The organism is Oceanobacter sp. 1_MG-2023, assembly GCF_030689025.1.
Lineage (GTDB): Bacteria > Pseudomonadota > Gammaproteobacteria > Pseudomonadales > Oceanobacteraceae > Oceanobacter.
Map to the genome: position 1 here is coordinate 64,563 of NZ_JAUYWA010000013.1, position 18,042 is coordinate 82,604.

The 18,042-nt window shown below is 53.1% G+C and carries 11 protein-coding genes; 9 read left to right on the plus strand and 2 right to left on the minus strand.

Features of this window, described 5'->3' with window-relative positions; all coding sequences use genetic code 11:
- Positions 1–105: 105 nt before the first annotated feature.
- The 4 genes from gltB to hemE all read left to right on the plus strand — a co-directional run bounded on the left by gltB (position 106) and on the right by hemE (position 10,022).
- Entirely contained in the window at positions 106–4,554 is a 4,449-nt protein-coding gene (gene gltB, locus Q8W22_RS10260; RefSeq protein WP_303433888.1) for a glutamate synthase large subunit, read from the plus strand.
- 52 nt (positions 4,555–4,606) lie between these two features.
- On the plus strand, positions 4,607–6,025 hold the full coding sequence (locus Q8W22_RS10265; protein WP_303433886.1) for an FAD-dependent oxidoreductase: 1,419 nt from the start codon (positions 4,607–4,609) through the stop codon (positions 6,023–6,025).
- A gap of 146 nt (positions 6,026–6,171) precedes the next feature.
- Positions 6,172–8,877 (plus strand): hypothetical protein, encoded by a 2,706-nt coding sequence (locus Q8W22_RS10270; protein ID WP_305452309.1) that lies wholly within the window; start codon positions 6,172–6,174, stop codon positions 8,875–8,877.
- An 80-nt stretch (positions 8,878–8,957) separates the two neighbouring features.
- A complete protein-coding gene (hemE, locus tag Q8W22_RS10275) occupies positions 8,958–10,022 on the plus strand; it encodes a uroporphyrinogen decarboxylase (protein ID WP_303433882.1) in 1,065 nt (354 codons plus the stop codon).
- A 118-nt stretch (positions 10,023–10,140) separates the two neighbouring features.
- Here the strand turns inward: hemE and radA are convergent, their stop codons facing one another.
- A complete protein-coding gene (gene radA / locus Q8W22_RS10280; RefSeq protein WP_303433880.1) occupies positions 10,141–11,511 on the minus strand; it encodes a DNA repair protein RadA in 1,371 nt (456 codons plus the stop codon).
- A gap of 176 nt (positions 11,512–11,687) precedes the next feature.
- Here radA and Q8W22_RS10285 point away from each other — a divergent pair, with 176 nt between their 5' ends.
- Both Q8W22_RS10285 and Q8W22_RS10290 read left to right on the plus strand, forming a co-directional pair.
- Positions 11,688–12,959 carry an O-acetylhomoserine aminocarboxypropyltransferase/cysteine synthase family protein gene (locus tag Q8W22_RS10285; RefSeq protein WP_305414416.1) on the plus strand — a complete coding sequence of 424 codons (1,272 nt, stop codon included), beginning with the start codon at positions 11,688–11,690 and terminating at the stop codon, positions 12,957–12,959.
- Positions 12,960–13,016: 57 nt separating this feature from the next.
- Complete coding sequence (locus tag Q8W22_RS10290) at positions 13,017–13,688, plus strand: hypothetical protein (RefSeq protein WP_303433877.1); 672 nt, start codon at positions 13,017–13,019, stop codon at positions 13,686–13,688.
- Positions 13,689–13,788: 100 nt separating this feature from the next.
- On the opposite strand, the gene Q8W22_RS10295 is transcribed toward Q8W22_RS10290, so the two are convergent.
- Positions 13,789–14,514 carry a 16S rRNA (uracil(1498)-N(3))-methyltransferase gene (locus tag Q8W22_RS10295; RefSeq protein WP_305452310.1) on the minus strand — a complete coding sequence of 242 codons (726 nt, stop codon included), beginning with the start codon at positions 14,512–14,514 and terminating at the stop codon, positions 13,789–13,791.
- Positions 14,515–14,758: 244 nt separating this feature from the next.
- Between Q8W22_RS10295 and Q8W22_RS10300 the strand changes: the two genes are divergently transcribed.
- The 3 genes from Q8W22_RS10300 to dxs all read left to right on the plus strand — a co-directional run bounded on the left by Q8W22_RS10300 (position 14,759) and on the right by dxs (position 17,966).
- Entirely contained in the window at positions 14,759–15,001 is a 243-nt protein-coding gene (locus Q8W22_RS10300; RefSeq protein WP_303433873.1) for an exodeoxyribonuclease VII small subunit, read from the plus strand.
- Entirely contained in the window at positions 14,998–15,897 is a 900-nt protein-coding gene (gene ispA, locus Q8W22_RS10305; protein WP_303433872.1) for a (2E,6E)-farnesyl diphosphate synthase, read from the plus strand. The genes Q8W22_RS10300 and ispA overlap by 4 nt, the downstream gene beginning before the upstream one ends.
- A 188-nt stretch (positions 15,898–16,085) precedes the next feature.
- Positions 16,086–17,966 carry a 1-deoxy-D-xylulose-5-phosphate synthase gene (gene dxs / locus Q8W22_RS10310; RefSeq protein WP_305452311.1) on the plus strand — a complete coding sequence of 627 codons (1,881 nt, stop codon included), beginning with the start codon at positions 16,086–16,088 and terminating at the stop codon, positions 17,964–17,966.
- The last annotated feature ends 76 nt before the right edge of the window (positions 17,967–18,042 follow it).

Below are 18,042 nucleotides of genomic sequence, written 5' to 3' on the forward strand. Positions count from 1 at the left end.
TGTAGAATGAGCGTCCTTTTGTCTCTATGTTGCTCAAATTTTGAGCACTCGGCTGTTCCCAGCCGCAAATAATTTTAATAGCATTTTTTTGGTGAGAGCTGTTCTATGAGAACTGGTCTGTATACTCCAGGCGATTACAAAGACAACTGTGGCTTTGGTCTGTTGGCTCACTTGAAGGGCCAGCCAAGTCATGAGCTGTTGAAGACGGCTATCCAATCCCTGACTTGCATGACGCACAGGGGCGGTATTGCGGCTGACGGTAAAACAGGTGATGGCTGTGGGCTGTTGCTGCAGAAACCGGATTCGTTCCTGCGTGCAGTGACTCCGGAAGTGGGCATCGACTTACCCGCTCAATATGCAGTAGGCATGTTGTTTGTGGATCTTGATGACGCCATTTGCGCAGAACAACAAGCGGCGGTAGAAAAAGCAATCAAAGACCAAGGCCTGACAGTGCTGGGTTGGCGTACCGTGCCAACCAACAATGACTGCCTGGGTCCGATGGCCGTAGACTGCTTGCCTCGTTTCGAGCAAATTTTTGTCTCCAGTGAGACAGAAATGACGGATGCCGAACTGGACGTAAAACTTTTTTATGCCCGACGTTACGCAGAAAAGTCCCTGACCCAGTACCCGGATTTTTATATCGCCAGCCTGTCATCCCGAGTGCTGTCGTACAAAGGCCTGACCATGCCGGTCGACCTGCCGAATTTTTATCTGGACCTGGGCGACGAGCGCCTGGAAACCGCAATCTGTGTTTTCCACCAACGTTTCTCAACCAATACCATGCCTCGTTGGCAGCTGGCGCAGCCGTTCCGCATGCTGGCGCACAATGGTGAAATCAATACCATCCAGGGTAACCGCAATTGGGCCAACGCTCGCTCCAGCAAGTTTGTCAGCCCGTTGCTGCCCAACCTGATGGATTTGTCTCCGGTGGTGAATACGACGGGTTCGGATTCGTCGTCGATGGACAATATGCTGGAATTGTTGACCACGGGTGGCATGAGCCTGTTCCGTGCGTTACGGATGATGATTCCGCCAGCATGGCAAAATGTTGAAACCATGGATGCCGACTTGCGCGCATTCTACGAATACAATTCCATGCATATGGAACCATGGGATGGCCCGGCCGGGCTGGTCATTACAGATGGTCGTTACGCGGTCTGTGGCTTGGATCGTAACGGCTTGCGTCCGTCGCGCTGGGTCATTACCAAAAATGACTTTATTACCGTGGCATCTGAAGTGGGTGTGCATGACTACTTGCCACAGGATGTTGTGGCGAAGGGGCGGGTTGGACCTGGCCAGATCCTGGCAATCGATACCGAACAGGGTCGACTACTCAAAACCGATGACATTGATAACGCCCTGAAGGCCGAATTTCCTTACAAAAAATGGCTGCGTGAAAACGCCATTCGTATCGAAAGCGAACTGTATTTACAGAAAGCGGGCTTTGACCCCATTGCCGGTGAAGAGCTGGACTGCCAGCAAAAACTGCACCTGATTACCAACGAAGAGCGTGACCAGGTCTTGCGGCCCATGGGTGAAGAAGGTCAGGAAGCGACCGGCTCCATGGGTGATGACACCCCGATGGCGGTACTGTCATTGCGTGTTCGGCATGTCGCAGATTACTTCCGCCAGCAGTTTGCCCAGGTAACCAACCCGCCTATCGATCCGTTGCGAGAAGCGATTGTGATGTCGTTGGAAACCTGTGTTGGTGCAGAGAAGAATGTCTTTGAACAAACACCGGATCACGCCAATCGTATTATCCTGACGTCGCCTGTGCTGTCGCCATTAAAATTCATTGGCCTGACCAATCGTGCATCGGATGCTTTCCGGCATATCACCCTGTCGATGGCATTTGATCCGGAGATCGGTTTGCAGCAAGCGGTTCAGAACCTGACGCTGGCGGCAGAAAAAGCGATACAGGATGGCTACGTTATCCTGATTCTGAGTGACCGCGATGTGGTCAGGGATCAAGTACTGATTCCTGCCGTGATGGCAACTGGCGCGGTGCATCATCATCTGGTGCAAAAAGGCCTGCGTACCAACGGCAATATCGTGGTTGAAACCGGTGATGCCCGTGATGCGCACCATTTTGCCGTGCTGCTGGGTTTTGGTGCGACAGCTGTTTACCCATGGCTGGCGTATACCGTTCTGACCGACTTGCACCGTTCGGGTGAATTGCTGGGCGATCCGCTTAAATCGCAGCAGAATTACCGCAAGGCGATTCGTAAAGGCCTGATGAAAGTCATGTCCAAAATGGGCATTTCTACCGTCACGTCTTATCGCGGATCGCAGTTGTTTGAAGCGATTGGCCTGAGCCGGGAAGTGGTTGATTTGTGCTTCTGTGGCGTTACCAGCCGTATTGGTGGAGCAACCTTCTCTGACTTTGATGAAGACTTGCAGCTGATTGCGAAAAACGCCTGGAAAGCACGTAAGAAAATTGACCAGGGTGGTTTGCTGAAATACGTCCATGGCGGCGAATATCATGCGTACAACCCGGATGTGGTGAAAAACATCCAGACAGCCGTACAGCAAAACAGCCAGGCAGCCTACGATCGTTTTTCCGAGCTGGTGAATACTCGCCCGGTAGCGACCATTCGCGACTTGCTGGGATTCCGTAAAGGTATCCAGCCAATTGATATCAGCGAAGTTGAGCCGGTAGAGAAACTCTTCACACGTTTTGATACTGCGGCCATGTCGCTGGGTGCTCTATCGCCAGAAGCTCATGAAGCGCTGGCGGAAGCCATGAATGATCTGGGCGGTCGCTCCAACTCTGGTGAAGGGGGTGAAGACCCTGCTCGTTATGGCACTCGCAAGAACTCCAAAATCAAGCAGATTGCTTCCGGACGTTTTGGGGTGACCCCCGCTTATCTGGCCAGTGCCGAAGTGCTGCAGATCAAGGTTGCCCAGGGTGCCAAGCCAGGAGAAGGTGGCCAGTTGCCTGGTGGCAAGGTCAACGACCTGATTGCCACGTTACGGTATTCCGTACCGGGTGTGACGCTTATTTCGCCACCGCCTCATCACGATATTTACTCCATCGAAGATTTGGCTCAGCTGATCTTTGACCTGAAGCAAGTAAATCCAACGGCTCTGGTTTCGGTCAAGCTGGTTTCTGAACCCGGTGTTGGCACCATCGCTGCCGGTGTAGCCAAGGCCTATGCCGACCTGATTACCATTTCCGGTTACGACGGTGGTACTGCGGCATCACCGCTGACATCGATCAAGTACGCCGGTTCGCCATGGGAACTGGGATTGTCCGAAGCGCATCAGGCCCTGCGTGCCAATGACCTTCGAGGCAAGGTACGGGTACAAACGGATGGTGGTTTGAAATCCGGCCTCGACGTTGTCAAGGCGGCTATCCTGGGGGCAGAGTCCTTTGGTTTTGGTACTCTGCCCATGGTTGCGGTTGGTTGTAAATACTTGCGTATTTGTCACCTGAACAACTGTGCGACCGGTGTTGCCACCCAGAACGATGACTTGCGTGAGAAGCACTATATCGGCACTGCCGAGATGGTGAAAAACTACTTCTACTTCCTTGCTGAAGAAGTACGCGGTTTGATGGCTCAACTGGGGGTTCGCAGTCTGGACCAGCTGATTGGTCGTACGGAGTTGCTGGAAATGCTGGAAGGTAAAACCGGCAAGCAACGCCACCTCGATCTGACGCCGATTCTGGTCAATGACCAGATTCCAGAAAATAAACCCCATACCGTTGAGGTCGAGCGTAACGCACCGTATGACGAAGGTTTACTGGCTGAACGTATGGTGGAAGAGATTCTGCCAGCGATTGAAGCCAAAACAGGTGGTGAATTCGATTTTGTGATTACCAACTGTGACCGTTCGATCGGTGCTCGCCTGTCGGGTGAAATTGCCCGTCGTTACGGCAATCAGGGGATGGCAGACAAGCCAGTACGCCTGAGCCTGAAAGGTGTGGCAGGTCAGTCCTTTGGTGTCTGGAATGCCGGTGGTCTGCAAATGGTACTGGAAGGTGACGCCAACGATTATGTCGGTAAAGGCATGACAGGTGGCAAGCTGGTTATTTTCCCGCCCAAGCGCTCCGAATTCAAAACCAACGATACCTCCATTGTGGGTAATACCTGCTTGTATGGGGCAACTGGCGGTAAACTGCTGGCAGCAGGTCGTGCCGGTGAGCGTTTTGCGGTGCGTAACTCTGGTGCTCATGCCGTCGTCGAAGGAACTGGAGATCACTGCTGTGAATATATGACCGGTGGCATGGTCTGTGTGCTGGGTGAAACCGGTTACAACTTTGGCGCTGGTATGACCGGCGGCTTTGCTTATGTGCTGGATCGTAATAACAGCTTTGTTGACAAGTACAATCATGAGCTGGTTGATATTCATCGTATCAGCAATGAAGAAACGGAAGCGCACCGTAACCATTTACGCAGCGTTATTCGTGAATTTGTGGCAGAGACAGGCAGTGCCTGGGGACAAGCAATCCTCGATGACTTTGATGGTTTTATTGGTCGTTTCTGGCTGGTCAAACCAAAGGCTGCTGATCTGCAACAGCTGCTGAAAAACACCCGCGCTCGTCCTGAGTAATCTCACGACGCGACAACAGAATGAGTCCAGGACGAGTATAGAGAGGTTCGAGATGGTACAACGTCTGAACAACAATTTTCAGTTTGTTGAAGTGGGTCGCCAGGACCCGAAGAAAAAAGCAATTTCCACTCGCAAGAAGCAGTTTGTGGAGATTTACGAGCCGTTCAAACAGGCTCAGGTAAACGATCAGGCACACCGTTGCCTGGCGTGTGGTAATCCATACTGTGAATGGAAATGCCCGGTACATAACTACATTCCCAACTGGCTGAAACTGGCCAGCGAAGGCAATATCCTGGAAGCCGTGGAACTGAGTCATCAGACCAACACGCTGCCAGAAGTATGTGGCCGAGTGTGTCCACAAGACCGCTTGTGTGAAGGCTCCTGCACTCTGAACGACGGGTTTGGGGCAGTGACGATTGGTAATGTAGAGAAATACATTACCGATACGGCATTTGCGATGGGCTGGAAACCGGACATGTCCAAAGTCGTACCGACGGGCAAACGCGTTGCTGTTATTGGTGCGGGTCCTGCTGGTTTGGGTGCGGCTGATGTACTGGTTCGCAACGGTGTTACCCCGGTAGTCTTTGATAAATACCCAGAGATCGGTGGCTTGCTGACCTTCGGTATTCCTGAGTTCAAGCTCGAGAAAACCGTCATGTCCAACCGCCGCAAGGTATTTCAGGAAATGGGCGTGGAATTCCGCCTGGAGACCGAAGTAGGCAAGGATGTGGACTTCCAGAGCATCATCGATGAATTTGATGCCGTCTTCCTCGGCATGGGCACTTACAACTACATGAAAGGCGGTTTCCCTGGTGAAGATCTGCCCGGTGTGCACGATGCGTTGGATTTCCTGATCTCCAACGTGAATCGCAACCTGGGCTTTGAAAAAGATGCGGCTGATTTTATCAGCATGAAAGGCAAACAGGTGGTTGTGCTGGGTGGTGGTGATACAGCCATGGACTGTAACCGCACCTCCATCCGCCAGGGCGCTGCGCGTGTCAGCTGTGCCTATCGTCGCGACGAGAAAAACATGCCAGGCTCCAAACGTGAAGTGACCAATGCGCGGGAAGAAGGCGTAAAATTCCTCTTCAACCGTCAACCGGTTGCCATCATCGGCGAAGATAAAGTCGAAGGCGTCAAGGTGGTGACAACCGAAATGGGTGAGCCTGATGAAAACGGCCGTCGCCGTCCACAGGTTGTGGAAGGGTCTGAAGAAATCCTGCCTGCGGATGCGGTGCTGGTTGCTTTTGGCTTTCGTCCAAGCCCTGCGCCCTGGTTCAAGGACTTCGGCATTGAAGTGAACAACTGGGATGGCGTTGTTGCACCAGAAGGCCAGGAATTCAAACATCAAACGACCAATCCGAAGGTTTTTGCCGGTGGTGATATGGTTCGAGGATCTGATTTGGTCGTCACGGCAATATACGAGGGTCGCCAGGCTGCTGAAGGTATTCTTGACTATCTGGATGTCTGATAAATTTTGTTTTTGTGACAGAACGTAGAAAACGCGGCATTAGCCGCGTTTTTTGTGTATGGCTGTTGTTCGTATGTAAATGTTATCCTTCCCGACCTGTTGTGAAATCGTCTGGAACTGCCCGAAAGGAGCTTGTCGTTATGTCATTGCGCGATTTGTTGTTGCTGGTTTTGCTTGCTGGAACCTTGTCTGCGTGCGGAGGAGGAGAGTCTGTTGCGGACGCTAGCGCAGGAGATAGCAGTTCAGATGACACCGACGATACCGACGACACAGATGATAGCGATGATTCGGATCTTACAGAAGAGACGGTGATTGAAGCATTGGGAAATGGTACTGGTGCTGATTTTGAGGAGGGTGCTATCGCCTCGTCGGAAGATTATGTGCTTGTTGGCGGCAGTGTTACATTGACCATCGATGGTGTTGATCAGAATGACAGTAATTCATCACTGACCAGCGACAGTTATTACTACACATTCACATCTGACTGCTCCTTGGGTTTGTTCTCCATTGCGTCTTCCTACACCAGTACGGGGTCTGTTTCTTCTACCTATCGCAACAAGGGATGTAGTGGTGGTGATACCATTACAGCAACGCTGTATTCTGATGCATCTTCCAGTACTGAGCTGGCAACTGCTACGGTGTTTGTCAGCACGGACTACCCGTCCCTGGGGACCGATAGCGGTATTTCCTTTACGGAAGGGCAGCTGGAAGGTGACCTGGAAATCTCCGACGAAGACAGTACCGACCTCTCTGTGAATATTGTTAATCCATTGTCTTCCAATGCGCTGGTGACGGACGATAGTTATATCATTGAATGGTATAGCGATTGTGCTGATGGCGAGTTTTCTGTATCGCGTGAAACCAATTCTGATGGGACTTTCAGCACCAGTTACAATGCTGACTATACGACCTGTCCTGGCGACAATAACCTGACGCTACTGTTGTTTGGTGATACGGATACCGAATGCAGTCTTACGGATACCGACAGCTGTTATGTTGTCATGACGTCGGTTGTAACTGTTGAACAAGGGGTTGAACCTAAATTAGGTGTGCTTGACGATGATGAGTTCTATACCGAGTTGCTGGTGAATGGTATTCGTGAAAGTGAATATGGTGATGATCCAACTTCGGAAAACGTCAGTGACGAGCTCAAGTTATCTGCGGGTGGCACCATGCTGATCACCGCTAATATTGTTGATGATAATGATGATGACAACTTGGCTACAGGTACAACCTATGGTGTCAGTCTGGAATCCAGCTGTGTCGAAGATGGCACAGCTACTCTGGATTCGGATGAAAAAACAACAACGACGGGTACGGTAACTTTTACCTATACTGCGAATGGCTGCCTGGAAGACGCTTTCTCGGCCAATCTTTACTCCGTTGAAAGTGGAGAGCTGGCGACTCAGCTTAATGATGATGAAGTCACTGGTATTATTTTTATCCAGTCTGCAGAAGTTGGAGCGATTACGTTCACCAGTGTATCGGAACCCTATATCTCACTGAAAAATATTGGGGATGCGGTACTGCCAAAGCAGAGTACTGTTACCTTTACTGTGGTGGATAAGCAGGGAGAAGTTGTTGAAGGTCAAGAAGTCTCCTTTGAATTGACCAATACAACGGGGGGAATCACACTTGGTAGCGGAGAAGTAACTGACTCCGACGTAACCGACTCCGGCGGTCAGGTTACTGCAATTATTAACTCCGGGACATCACACGCTGTGACATCGGTTCGTGCAACGACGGAAACCAGCGATGGCACATCCATCAGCACAACCTCTCAAGCAATTTCAATTACGACCGGTATTGCCGACCAGGACAGCTTTGATATTGCCGTCGATATCTTTAACCCCGGAGCGTATGCCACAAACGGCACTGAAGTATCAGTGACTGTATACGCAGCCGACCAGTATCAGAACCCGGTTGCTGATGGCACTGTTGTGAACTTTACTGCGGAAAGCGGCACGATTGAATCTTACTGTGTAACCACCACAGGTACGTGCTCTGTCACCTGGTACAGTAGTGGTGTTCGTCCAGGAAAGCATGAAGCCAGCCTGGATAGGGTGAACGAAATTGATCCTCAGGGACGGGTATATGACGGCTTTATTGAGGATAGTGACTGTGTGAGCACTGTATGTGGTATGACTACGATCACTGCCTACACCGTAGGTGAATCCAGTTATACCGATACCAATGGTAATGGTACTTTTGATGTTCTGGATGATACCGGCGCTGAACCTTATGTTAGCTATCCGGAAGCTTTCCGTGACGATAACTGGAATGAAGCGCTGGATACCAATTCTGATGGTCAGGTAGTTGAGGCTTTTTTCGACTTTGATACCGATGGGGCTTACGACGAGGCACCAACCGTCTTTCAGGGACTCGTCTGTTCAGACTCTGCTATTAATGCTGATACTGCAGGTGAAAGTCACTGTGACTCCTTGATGCATGTACGAGACAGTATCCGGATCGTTCAGAGTTATGCCGAAGCGCCGAATATGCGCTTCTATACGTATGATGGCACCTCATATACGGAAATCAGCGGTATTACACTCGGCACCAGTGGTGAGTTCTATGTATTGCTACAGGATTGGAATGGCAATGCTCCTGCTAATGGAACTACCTTGTCGGTTGAAGGCGATGGTTATGAAATCTATGGTTCTTCGGGTACGGTGAGTAATTCGATTGGTCTCCTATATGGGGAAACCTATAACGGCCTAGCGACTACTGGCTTACCTAGTTATGGAATGCTTTATAACGTGTCATTTGAAGCTGAAGACGAGCCTGAATCCATTTCCGTTACAGCAACGTATGGGGATCTGGAAAACTCCGTTATATTTCTGACTCCCTAGTAGTAACTACAAATCAATTACCCTCGTATCATTTCTGCTATCATCCGTCGCTGGTACACTTCCAGCGACGGATGATTTGCATGGACCCAGTTAAAAACGACCGCTTTCTCAAGGCGCTGCTGCGCCAACCAGTTGATCGTACCCCCATATGGATGATGCGTCAGGCCGGACGTTACCTGCCTGAATATCGCTCCAGTCGGGGAGAAGCCGGCGACTTTATGTCGTTGTGCAAAAATCCCGAATTGGCCTGTGAGGTAACGCTTCAGCCTCTGGAGCGCTTTCCGCTCGATGCCGCTATTCTGTTTTCCGATATTCTGACCATTCCGGATGCCATGGGCCTGGGCCTGTATTTTGAAACAGGGGAAGGACCGCGTTTCAAAAAGGTTATCCGTACCGCCGCGGATGTTCAGCAGTTGAAGGTTGTGAATACCGAGTCCGACCTGAATTACGTCTTGAAAGCGGTGACGACCATTCACTCTGAGCTGAATGGCCGTGTACCTCTGATCGGTTTCTCCGGCAGTCCCTGGACCTTGGCAACCTATATGGTTGAAGGTGGCTCGTCGAAGGACTTCCGTCATGTGAAAGCGATGATGTACGACACGCCGGAAGTCATGCATCAGCTGCTGGATGTGCTTGCCAAATCGGTGATTGATTATCTTAATGCCCAGATTCGGGCCGGAGCCCAGGCGGTACAGATTTTTGATACCTGGGGCGGCAGTCTGAGTGATGTGGCGTATCAGGAATTTTCGCTGCGCTATATGCGTCAAATTGTAGAAGGCCTGACGCGGGTGTATGACGGCCAGCAGATTCCTGTGATCCTGTTTACCAAAGGCGGAGGGCAGTGGCTGGAGTCGATGGCTGACACCGGAGCCGATGCATTGGGGCTGGACTGGACAACCGATATGGGTCAGGCGCGTCAGCGTGTTGGCAGCAAGGTTGCGTTGCAAGGCAATATGGACCCATCGGTGTTATATGCCTCGCCTGCAACAATTCGTGCCGAAGTTAAACGTATTCTCGATAGCTATGGTTATGGTACCGGGCATGTTTTTAACCTGGGTCACGGTATCCATCAGTTTGTGGACCCTGAACGAGCCAAGGCTTTTGTTGAAGCGGTGGTTGAGTTAAGCCCGGCGTATCACGGCTAGACCGACGATAATGACGACAATAGAGATGCGGGTTTATCTCTGTTGCTGCCCGCCAATCCTTGATTGTGCGGGCCGTCCGGTTGTCAGGCGAAGCGACTGAGCGTGATTTGTATCTGTGTCAGATATTTTCCAGTGCTTGTTGCAAGCGCTCGACACCAATAACCGTCATGCCCTCCGGCATGATTTTGGGCATATTGGCTTTGGGTACAATCGCCCGCTTGAAACCATGTTTGGCCGCCTCCCGAATCCGCTCCTGCCCCGAAGGTACCGGGCGGATTTCACCGGATAGCCCCACTTCCCCAAAGACAATCATATCCTGTGGTAATGGCACGTTGCGGAAGCTCGACAGGGCCGCGAGCAATAGCGCCAGGTCGGCACTGGTCTCCGACACCCGGACACCGCCAACCACATTGATATAGACATCCTGATCCCCCAGATGAATGCCTCCATGACGATGCATGGCCGCGAGCAGCAGGTTTAACCGGTTCTGGTCGAGACCAACAGCAACCCGCTTGGGCTGGCCAAAATGACTGTCGTCGACCAGCGCCTGAATCTCGATCAGCAAAGGCCGGGTGCCTTCCCAGATGACCATCACGGCACTGCCGGGTGACGGCTCGTCACTGCGACTGAGGAAAATGGAGCTGGGGTTTTTGACTTCTTTCAGGCCACTGTCCAGCATGGCAAACACCCCCAGCTCGTTAATCGCACCGAACCGATTCTTGATGCCTCGCAGGGTGCGATAACGGCTGTCGTTGGAGCCTTCCAGCATGATGGAACAATCGATCATGTGTTCGAGTACTTTGGGCCCGGCCAGAGTACCGTCCTTGGTGACGTGTCCGACCAGCAACAATACAGTGTTGGTTTGTTTGGCAAAGCGGGTCAGCATGGCAGCGCTTTCGCGTACCTGAGAGACACTGCCGGGGGCGGAATCCACGCCTTCGACATGCATCACCTGAATCGAATCAATCACCACTACTCGGGGCTGATGCTGTTGCAGGGTCTGGATCAACTGTTCCACGCTGGTTTCACTGAGCATATTGAGCTGATCCATCGGCAAGCCCAGACGGCGTGCGCGCATGGCAACCTGCTGCAGGCTTTCTTCGCCGGTGACGTATAACGCCGGCATCTGACGGGCGAGATTACACATGGTTTGTAGCAGCAAGGTGGATTTGCCAGCACCGGGATGACCACCAATCAGAATGGCGGAACCCGGTACCAGGCCACCACCCAGTACCCGGTCAAATTCCTGCATCCCGGAACTGAACCTGGGGACTTCATCGAGATTGACCTGATCCAGTCGCTGGATACCGGTTTGTCCGGCGGCACCTGCGTATCCACCCAAGCCCGCACCTCGAGCCGGGGTTTTGGCGGCTGTAACGACAAATTCCTGCAGTGTGTTCCAGGCGCCGCACCCCGTACATTGACCTTGCCATTTGGAATGATCGGTACCGCAGTCGGCACAGACATAAGCGATTTTTTTCTTGGCCATAACGGGGTCCGGTTTCCGGTCAAACAAAGTAGTGAAACAAAGAATAGAGCGAGTTTACGGCGGGGTGGAGTGAATGCAAGGGCACGCACCGTGGGCGGCCGGTCACTATGGCAAGCCGCCGCATCTTGTTACACTGACATCTTTACGCTAAAGCTGACAATGAGGATTTTTCGTCCATGAAAATAGAAACACAGGCGATTCATGCAGGGTTCAGTGAAGACCCGACGACACGTGCGGTTGCGGTGCCCATTTATCAGACCACGTCATACAGCTTTCGCGATACCCAGCATGGTGCTGATCTGTTTGATCTGAAAGAGCCGGGTAATATTTATTCCCGTATCATGAATCCGACCAATGCGGTTCTGGAAGAGCGTCTGGCAGCGATGGAAGGCGGTATCGGCGCGCTCTGTCTGGCATCCGGCATGGCGGCAATTACTGCCGCGATTCAAACCTTGGCGCGGGCTGGTGATAATATCGTCAGTGTCAGTCAGCTTTATGGTGGTTCCTATAATCTGTTTGCCCATACTTTTCCACAGCAGGGTCTGGAAGTGCGCATGGCTTCCGGTGACGATGTAGCAGCGCTGGAAGCACTGATTGATGACAACACCAAGGCACTGTTCTGCGAATCCATCGGCAACCCGGCTGGCAATATCGTAGACCTGCAAGCACTGTCCGATATGGCGCACAGGCACGGACTGCCGGTGATTGTTGATAATACCGTGGCGACACCGTATCTGTGTCGGCCGTTTGAGTTCGGTGCTGATATTGTGGTGCATTCCCTGACCAAATACATTGGTGGTCATGGAACGACACTGGGCGGCGCCATTGTCGATTCAGGCAAATTCTCATGGAAAGATAACCCGCGTTTCCCGCACTTTAATGAGCCAGACCCGTCGTACCACGGTGTGATTTATACTCAGGACATGGGTGATGCTGCCTTTATTGCCCGTGCCCGTGTGGTGCCTCTGCGTAATATGGGTGCTGCCTTGTCGCCGATGAGTTCCTTCCTGTTGCTGCAGGGGCTGGAAACCCTTGCCCTGCGGATGGATCGCCATGTCGAAAACGCCCAGCAAGTGGCTGAATATCTGCATAATCATCCACAGGTCAGCTGGGTCAATTATGCCGGATTGGAGAGCAGCCCCTATTACGAAGTGGCTCAGAGAATGACCCAAGGGAAGCCGTCAGCGATTCTCAGTTTTGGTATCAAGGGCGGGGCAGAAGCCGGAACAAAATTTATTGATGCACTGCAGCTGATCAAGCGGCTGGTCAATATTGGTGATACCAAAAGCCTGGCCTGTCATCCGGCAACGACCACGCACCGGCAGCTGAATGAAGAAGAGCTGGCGTCTGCGGGTGTCAGCAAGGACCTGATCCGTCTGTCGATTGGTATTGAACACGCCGACGATATTATTGCTGATATCACTCAGGCGCTGGATGCGGCAGGCTAAACGGTCACTGCATGCAAAACCTGCCCAGGCGAATGCCTGGGCTTGAAGGAGAAAAGAATGTCGTTCGGACAGTTTGTTGCGCTGGCCAGTTTTGTGTTATCGATGGGAACCATTGCCGTGACCTATGCGGTGGGAACGGCCCAGGGCACCGCGGAACTTTGCAATCCGTTTCTCGATGGCTGTACCGATATTACCCATACCGGCATGAAGGGAGACGCCGGGTTTATCTTCCGGGGTGGCATGATTACCGCCTGCGCCTTTTTCATGATCTGGTGGCAGGTTATGAGTACCTGGTTGGCCGGGCACAGTCATCGACTGACTTTAGCCATCATGCAGTTTTTTGGTGTGCTGGCGGCTTTGGGGCTGCTGGTTGGTACTGCGGTTTTATTACCGGACAAGTCAGCAACTCACTGGGGTGTGCATGTCCGTGGCGCCAATCTGTTTTTTCAGGGCATGTTGGTGGCGCTGACGATTAACTATGTATTGATCTGGCGTGGCCGCAGGCGGGGTTTGCAGGTGCCATCGTTCTGGTTGAAAACCGTTTTGATGGCGTTGCTGTGGTTCCAGTTTATTGCTTTTGCAGGTGTCACCATCGGTATGGATATGAGCCATGGCAAACGTCTGATCGAGTGGTGGGCGACGCTGTTTATTGGCGTGTATTTTCTTAGCAGCTGGTGGGACTGGTCGTCGCTCCGGCTTGGGGTGGTCAGTACGCCGTCCCGTGAGTAGCTGCGGGTGGGTTGAGTCTGTCGTTGGTTCTGATCTCTGGCGGCAGCGGCGGTTATTGCTGCGCAAACCAAGCGTCACAAGCGTTGCGAGTTAATAGTAGTTAAAAGTCACCCCATAAAAATTGCAAGACCGAGACTGCAGCCAGTGCGGCGGTTTCGGTACGCAGAATCCTTGGCCCCAGCAACAGACCCTGAAAACCATGAGCCGCCCCTGCGGCGACTTCGGTATCTGTCAGGCCTCCTTCGGGGCCAACCAATAAAGCAACACTGGCTGGCGGATGAGCTTGTTGCAGCGGCTGCTGGTTGTGTGGATGTAATATCAGCCGCCGTTCGGCATCACATCGGGCATACCAGTCGTTCAGGGACAGAGCCGGCAAAACCTGTGGAATACGGTTGCGACCACTTTGTTCGCAGGCGGATAACGCGACCTTTTGCCAGTGTTCGATTTTCTTCTCGAGCCGCTCACCTTTCAGGCGTACATCGCAGCGTTCACTGAACAGCGGGGTGATCTGGCTGACCCCCAGCTCGGTGGCTTTCTGGATGGTGAAATCCATCTTGTCGCCCTTGGAGATAACCTGGCCGAGGTGGAGCGGTAACGGAGGTATGGCCTCTGCGGCAGAGGCTGTAACAATATGTATTTCCGCCTGCTTTTTATTGGCCGTAGCGATAGTGCCCTGATACTCACAGCCGTCACCATTAAACAGCCGCACCGGAGCCGTCACGGTCAGGCGCAGCACCCGCAACAGGTGCAGGCTGGGCTGCTCATCGAGCGTAACGGTTTGCCCGACGATCAAGGGCTGATTGGTAAAAATTCTCGGTGACGACATCGTTTTCTCCACAGGCAATCGCGGCGGATAATAGCACCGGCAGCGGGGATGACACAGTGCCACGGCATGGCTTTTGTTTCCCTAGGATTCAGCGTCTGCACCGGCTTTCGTGCCGCAGAGGCTAAACTGCCGACCGGGTATTCCAGCGCGCAAACATCTCTGTTCTATGGCAAAAAATGGCTGTCAGACTTGTTGAAGCTGCAGTCAGGCGCTACTGTGGCGGCACACAGCGTGGGTAGGTGTTATGAGCGATAAACAACAAGCATTTGATTTTGAACAGTCGCTGGCAGAGCTGACGTCTCTGGTACAGCGAATGGAAAGTGGTGAACTGACTCTGGAGCAGTCTCTGGGAGCGTTTGAGCAAGGGATTCGGCTGACCCGCTCGTGTCAGCAGGCACTGGCCGAGGCGGAACAGAAAGTAACGCTGCTGACTGAGCAGAATGGCCAGAGTCTGGCACAACCCATGGTTCGGGATGCTTTTGAATGAGCCTGTTGCCAGAACGGCTGACCGCCGTGCAAAAACAGCTGGAACAGCAATTGCGGGCAGCTGTAATACAGCTGGATAGTTGTGATTCACGGCTGGCCGAAGCCATGCAATACGGCTTGCTTAATGGTGGCAAGCGCTTACGGCCATTATTGGCCTATGCCGCTGCAGAAGCATTGGGTGGCCAGCCAGGCCAGGCCGATAGCGCGGCGACAGCACTGGAAATGGTGCACAGCTACAGTCTGATCCACGACGATTTACCGGCGATGGACGATGACGACCTGCGGCGTGGCAAGCCCACGACTCATATTGCCTTTGATGAAGCCTCGGCCATTCTGGCAGGTGACGCCTTGCTGACTGGCGCCTTTGAAATCCTGCTGGCTGATGACAGCCTGTCGGCAGAGCAGCGGCTGGCGATGACCACACTGCTGGCCAGAGCGGCCGGAGCGTTTGGCATGGTCGGAGGACAAAGCATCGACCTCAACCATGTCGGCAAGCCCATGTCTCTGGTTGAGCTGGAGCAGATGCACCGGGGTAAAACCGGCGCATTGATTCGCGCCTCCGTGATGCTGGGAGCCATGTCGGTGCGCTGGCCACTGGCAGCCGGGCAAGAACAGGCATTGACTGACTACGCCAATGCCATCGGGCTGGCCTTCCAGGTTCAGGATGACATTCTTGATGTGGAAGGGGATACCTCGACTCTGGGCAAGCAGGCTGGAGCTGATATTGCCCTCAACAAACCGACCTATCCGGCCTTGTTGGGGATGGATGCCGCTCGACAAAAAGCGCTGGAACTGTGTCAGCAAGCCCAGGCAGCCTTGCTGGTATTGCAGCAAGACGGCGGCCAAACCGGCTTGCTGCAACAGATTGCCGACTATGTGATTGAGCGTAATCACTGACCTGGCCTGCTCCCGGAGCCAGCCGCAGGTTGGCCATGGCAGGACAGATACCGGAAGGAATCATGACCAAGGTGGCTATTGGCCTACTCAATAGCCACCGCAATCGTTAGAATGGTCGCCCTTTTTTGCTATTACGTAGCAGCATCTGCGCAATATCTGATGCTCAACGACCGGAAACACAACGCCTGATGTTTACCGAAATACCGAGTTCTCGTCCTCTTACTCCTTTACTGGATGCTATCAATCAGCCTGCCGACTTGCGTCTGCTGGCGCCGGAGCAACTTCAGGAGGTCTGCTGTCAGCTGCGAGAATACCTGCTCTACAGTGTTGGACAGTCAGGCGGGCACTTTGCTGCCGGACTTGGCGTGGTGGAACTGACGGTTGCATTACACTATGTCTTTAACACCCCGGATGACCGTCTGGTGTGGGATGTCGGCCATCAAGCCTACCCCCATAAAATACTCACCGGTCGCCGTGAAGCAATGCCCCTTATTCGCAGTGAAGAAGGCCCGGCCGCGTTTCCGCATCGTGATGAGAGCGTATACGACACCTTTGGCGTAGGTCATTCCAGTACCTCCATTGGTGCAGCACTGGGCATGGCGCTGGGTTTTCGCCAGCAAGGACTGGAGCAGGAATCGGTTGCCATTATCGGCGATGGAGCCATCACCGCCGGTATGGCGTTTGAGGCGCTGAACCATGCCGGTCATGTCAAAGCCGATATGCTGGTTATTCTGAACGACAACGATATGTCGATTTCCAATAACGTCGGCGCATTAAACAAGTATTTCACCCGCATCTGGTCATCGAAAACCTATTCAGCCATGCGGGCGGGCAGCAAAAAAGTATTGGAGAAAATCCCGTCAGCGTGGGAATTTGCCCGCCGTACCGAAGAGCATATGAAAGGCATGGTGGCTCCGGGCACCCTGTTTGAAGAGCTGGGTTTTAACTACTATGGCCCGATCGATGGCCATGATCTTGGCGAGCTGGTCCAGACCCTGACCAACCTGGCGAAAATGAAAGGGCCGCGCTTCTTACATATCGTTACGCGCAAGGGCAAGGGTTTCGAACCTGCGGAGCAAGACCCGATTGGTTATCACGCCCTGAAGCCGGTGCATCAGACATCGACTGCGGTCAAAAAACCGACCTACTCGAATATCTTCGGCGAATGGCTGTGCGATATGGCTGCCGCTGATGCACGGCTGGTCGGTATTACTCCGGCGATGCGCGAAGGCTCTGACCTGATTCGTTTTTCACATGAATTCCCGGATCGTTATTACGACGTTGCCATTGCCGAGCAGCATGCGGTGACGCTGGCGGCCGGGCTGGCGTGTGAAGGCAGCAAGCCGGTGGTTGCCATTTATTCGACTTTTCTGCAACGGGCGTACGATCAGCTGATACACGATGTGGCGTTGCAAAATCTGGATGTATTGTTTGCCATCGACCGCGCCGGACTGGTCGGGGAAGACGGCCCGACCCACCATGGCGCCTTCGATCTCAGCTATCTGCGCTGTATTCCGAATCTGGTCGTGATGACACCATCTGATGAAAACGAATGTCGCCAGATGCTGTATAGCGGTTATCAACATATTGGCCCGGCAGCGGTGCGTTATCCTCGTGGCAGCGGCCCCGGCATAGAGACAGAGACCACCATGGCGGTCGTGCCGCTTGGTAAAGGACGGATTGTGCGCTCATCGACTGCTGCTGCCGGCCAGCGAGTGGCCTTGCTGGGCTTTGGTGCCCCGTTAAGCAGCGCGCTGGCAATAGCGGAAGCGCTGGATGCGACCGTTGCGGACATGCGGTTTGTCAAACCACTGGATGATGCCCTGGTTGCCTCGCTGGCAGAATCTCATGACCTGCTGGTAACGCTGGAAGAAAACGCCACGGCGGGTGGAGCAGGCAGTGCGGTGCTGGAATCCCTGGCGGCTGCGGGCGTGATGGTACCGGTTTTACTGACGGGATTACCCGATCGCTATATCGAACATGCCAGCCCGGATCGCCAATGGCTGGATGCCGGTCTTGATAGCAACCATGTGCTGGAGCGGATTCAGCAGCGTCTGGCGCAGCTCTGACCGCTCCAACCGTCGGCCAGTGTTAATCGCTGGCCTGTCCGGCCTTGGAGGACGGTTTGTCAGCTCCAGGCAGTAG

What these genes read in the sequence shown, in the direction of transcription:
- gltB (WP_303433888.1), top strand. Translation starts at nt 106, where the DNA reads ATGAGAACTGGTCTGTATACTCCAGGCGATTACAAAGACAACTGTGGC.
- Q8W22_RS10265 (WP_303433886.1), top strand. Translation starts at nt 4,607, where the DNA reads ATGGTACAACGTCTGAACAACAATTTTCAGTTTGTTGAAGTGGGTCGC.
- hemE (WP_303433882.1), top strand. Translation starts at nt 8,958, where the DNA reads ATGGACCCAGTTAAAAACGACCGCTTTCTCAAGGCGCTGCTGCGCCAA.
- radA (WP_303433880.1), bottom strand. Translation starts at nt 11,511, where the DNA reads ATGGCCAAGAAAAAAATCGCTTATGTCTGTGCCGACTGCGGTACCGAT.
- Q8W22_RS10285 (WP_305414416.1), top strand. Translation starts at nt 11,688, where the DNA reads ATGAAAATAGAAACACAGGCGATTCATGCAGGGTTCAGTGAAGACCCG.
- Q8W22_RS10290 (WP_303433877.1), top strand. Translation starts at nt 13,017, where the DNA reads ATGTCGTTCGGACAGTTTGTTGCGCTGGCCAGTTTTGTGTTATCGATG.
- Q8W22_RS10295 (WP_305452310.1), bottom strand. Translation starts at nt 14,514, where the DNA reads ATGTCGTCACCGAGAATTTTTACCAATCAGCCCTTGATCGTCGGGCAA.
- Q8W22_RS10300 (WP_303433873.1), top strand. Translation starts at nt 14,759, where the DNA reads ATGAGCGATAAACAACAAGCATTTGATTTTGAACAGTCGCTGGCAGAG.
- ispA (WP_303433872.1), top strand. Translation starts at nt 14,998, where the DNA reads ATGAGCCTGTTGCCAGAACGGCTGACCGCCGTGCAAAAACAGCTGGAA.
- dxs (WP_305452311.1), top strand. Translation starts at nt 16,086, where the DNA reads ATGTTTACCGAAATACCGAGTTCTCGTCCTCTTACTCCTTTACTGGAT.